Origin of the sequence: Citrobacter sp. S55_ASV_140, assembly GCF_018919505.1 — a bacterium.
Lineage (GTDB): Bacteria > Pseudomonadota > Gammaproteobacteria > Enterobacterales > Enterobacteriaceae > Citrobacter > Citrobacter werkmanii.
In genome coordinates this window covers 1-2,515 of the sequence record NZ_JAHLQZ010000329.1, presented here as the reverse complement: position 1 = coordinate 2,515, position 2,515 = coordinate 1, and the positions used below count along the sequence as shown (strand labels likewise).

Here is a 2,515-nt window from a genome sequence, read left to right as displayed (position 1 = left end):
GGCATCGTTGAGTGCGGGAAATTGCGCGCGAAACTGCGCGGGATTAAATGCGTTCATGGTCATCCTCAGTTCAATAAACCGATCGTCGCGCAAAACAGGCGCTGACACAAGGGTTGTGCTAACCATCGGAATACTCTGGATATCCTGGCAAAGTCCTCGCAGTGTCTTATGCTATATAGCGTTAGGCGAGCAATTTTGCCTGTTACGGAGTGTGTTTTTAATAGCATAAATCGCTTTAAGGAGAAGAAGATGAAAAAGACTGCCGCAATTATCTCTGCCTGTATGCTGACTTTTGCCCTGAGCGCCTGTTCTGGATCGAATTACGTGATGCACACCAACGATGGTCGATCAATCGTATCTGATGGCAAGCCACAGACCGACAATGAAACGGGAATGATTTCGTATAAAGACGCTAACGGCAACAAACAGCAGATCAACCGTACCGATGTGAAAGAGATGGTAGAACTGGATAACTAACCGGTCGCCATCGACAGAAAGTCGGACAAAAAAAAGCACCGCAATTTGGCGGTGCTACATTAATCACTATGGACAGACAGGGTAAATGTACAGGAAGTGAAAAAGGGTAGCTTTGCTACCATGGTCTGAATCGCAGACCAATTGCAAACACAACAACACAACATCACAACCGTAAGCCAAAAGCCCACCAGAACACGCATTCCGATAAAACTTTTCGTTCCGGCTTCAGGAAGTGCCGCCACTATAGGTATTTGCTGGTAGAACCTCAACGGACAATTTATAATGGCTCAGATAAAAAAAACTAATAGGTTACACCCTGTTAGATAATTGTTAAATTCATTTAACATCAAAGCCTAAAAGTCATGTCAAAACGATTACCACCCCTAAATGCATTGCGTGTTTTTGATGCTGCAGCGCGCCATTTGAGCTTTACCCGCGCAGCGGAAGAGCTTTTTGTGACGCAGGCCGCAGTAAGTCATCAAATCAAGTCACTTGAGGATTTCCTGGGGCTGAAGCTGTTTCGTCGACGCAATCGATCTCTGCTGTTAACAGAAGAGGGTCAAAGCTATTTCCTCGACATCAAAGAGATTTTTTCGCAATTAACTGACGCGACGCGTAAACTTCAGGCACGCAGTGCAAAAGGTGCGCTTACCGTTAGTTTATTGCCCAGTTTCGCGATCCAATGGCTGGTGCCCAGACTCTCTAGCTTTAACTCAGCTTATCCGGGAATCGATGTCAGGATCCAGGCGGTGGACCGTCAGGAAGACAAACTGGCTGACGATGTTGATGTGGCGATTTTCTACGGACGCGGCAACTGGCCGGGTCTGCGCGTTGAAAAATTGTACGCAGAATATTTATTGCCGGTCTGCTCGCCGCTGTTACTTACTGGTGATAAGCCCCTGAAGACGCCGGATGATCTGGCAAAACACACATTGTTGCACGATGCGTCGCGGCGTGACTGGCAAGCCTATACGCGCCAGCTTGGCCTGAATCATATTAACGTACAGCAAGGGCCTATCTTCAGCCATAGCGCCATGGTGCTACAGGCTGCTATCCATGGACAGGGGATTGCGCTGGCGAATAACGTTATGGCGCAGTCCGAAATTGAAGCCGGACGTCTGGTCTGTCCGTTTAACGATGTTCTGGTCAGCAAAAACGCGTTTTATCTGGTTTGTCATGACAGTCAGGCAGAACTGGGTAAAATAGCCGCCTTCCGTCAGTGGATACTGGCGAAAGCGGCCTCGGAACAAGAAAAATTCCGCTTTCGTTATGAACAATAAATTACGTAGGGTATTAACATGACCAGCCGTTTTATGCTGATTTTTGCCGCCGTAAGTGGTTTTATCTTTGTGGCGTTGGGCGCCTTTGGGGCACATGTTCTGAGTAAAACCCTGGGTGTCGTAGAAATGGGTTGGATCCAGACTGGCCTTGAGTATCAGGCGTTTCATACGCTGGCTATCTTCGGCCTGGCCGTCGCCATGCAGCGACGCATTAGCATTTGGTTTTACTGGAGTAGCGTGTTTCTGGCATTAGGAACGGTGCTGTTTAGCGGTAGCCTGTATTGCCTCGCGCTCTCCCATTTACGCCTGTGGGCGTTTGTTACCCCCGTCGGTGGTTTCAGCTTCCTTGTGGGCTGGGCGCTGATGTTAGTGGGCGCTATTCGATTGAAACGTAAGGGCGTTAGCCATGAATAAGGTTGTATTGTTGTGTCGCCCGGGTTTTGAAAAAGAGTGCGCCGCAGAAATTACGGATAAAGCAGGACGTCGGGAAATCTTCGGTTTCGCCCGCGTTAAAGACAATGCGGGCTATGTGATCTTCGAATGCTATCAGCAGGACGATGCCGAAAAGTTAGTGAAAGAACTGCCGTTTAGCTCGTTGATTTTTGCCCGTCAGATGTTTGTGGTGGGCGAACTGCTGCAATATTTACCGCCGGAAGACCGTATTACGCCAATTGTCGGCATGTTGCAGGGCGTGGTGGAAAAAGGCGGCGATCTGCGTGTCGAAGTCGCCGACACCAATGAAAGCAAAGAGCTGGTTA

The 2,515-nt window shown here is 48.7% G+C and carries 3 protein-coding genes and 1 pseudogene; all 4 read left to right on the top strand.

The features are described 5' to 3' along the window. Positions 1-249: 249 nt before the first annotated feature. The gene (locus KQJ18_RS23295; protein ID WP_016154261.1) at positions 250-477 is read left to right on the top strand and encodes a YgdI/YgdR family lipoprotein; all 228 of its coding nucleotides are present in this window, start codon (positions 250-252) and stop codon (positions 475-477) included. Between the two features lie 362 nt (positions 478-839). Next, entirely contained in the window at positions 840-1,757 is a 918-nt protein-coding gene (gene gcvA, locus KQJ18_RS23290) for a glycine cleavage system transcriptional regulator GcvA (RefSeq protein ID WP_038633269.1), read from the top strand. Between the two features lie 18 nt (positions 1,758-1,775). After that, positions 1,776-2,171: a DUF423 domain-containing protein gene (locus KQJ18_RS23285; RefSeq protein ID WP_003034037.1), complete on the top strand. Its 396-nt coding sequence runs from the start codon at positions 1,776-1,778 to the stop codon at positions 2,169-2,171. Then, positions 2,164-2,515 (top strand): annotated as a pseudogene (locus KQJ18_RS23280) (23S rRNA (cytidine(2498)-2'-O)-methyltransferase RlmM); the annotation flags it as partial. The gene KQJ18_RS23285 and the pseudogene KQJ18_RS23280, both read left to right, overlap by 8 nt.

Bases quoted from the DNA above. Each gene is read 5' to 3' on its own strand.
- gcvA (WP_038633269.1), top strand. From the start codon at position 840: ATGTCAAAACGATTACCACCCCTAAATGCATTGCGTGTTTTTGATGCT.
- KQJ18_RS23295 (WP_016154261.1), top strand. From the start codon at position 250: ATGAAAAAGACTGCCGCAATTATCTCTGCCTGTATGCTGACTTTTGCC.
- KQJ18_RS23285 (WP_003034037.1), top strand. From the start codon at position 1,776: ATGACCAGCCGTTTTATGCTGATTTTTGCCGCCGTAAGTGGTTTTATC.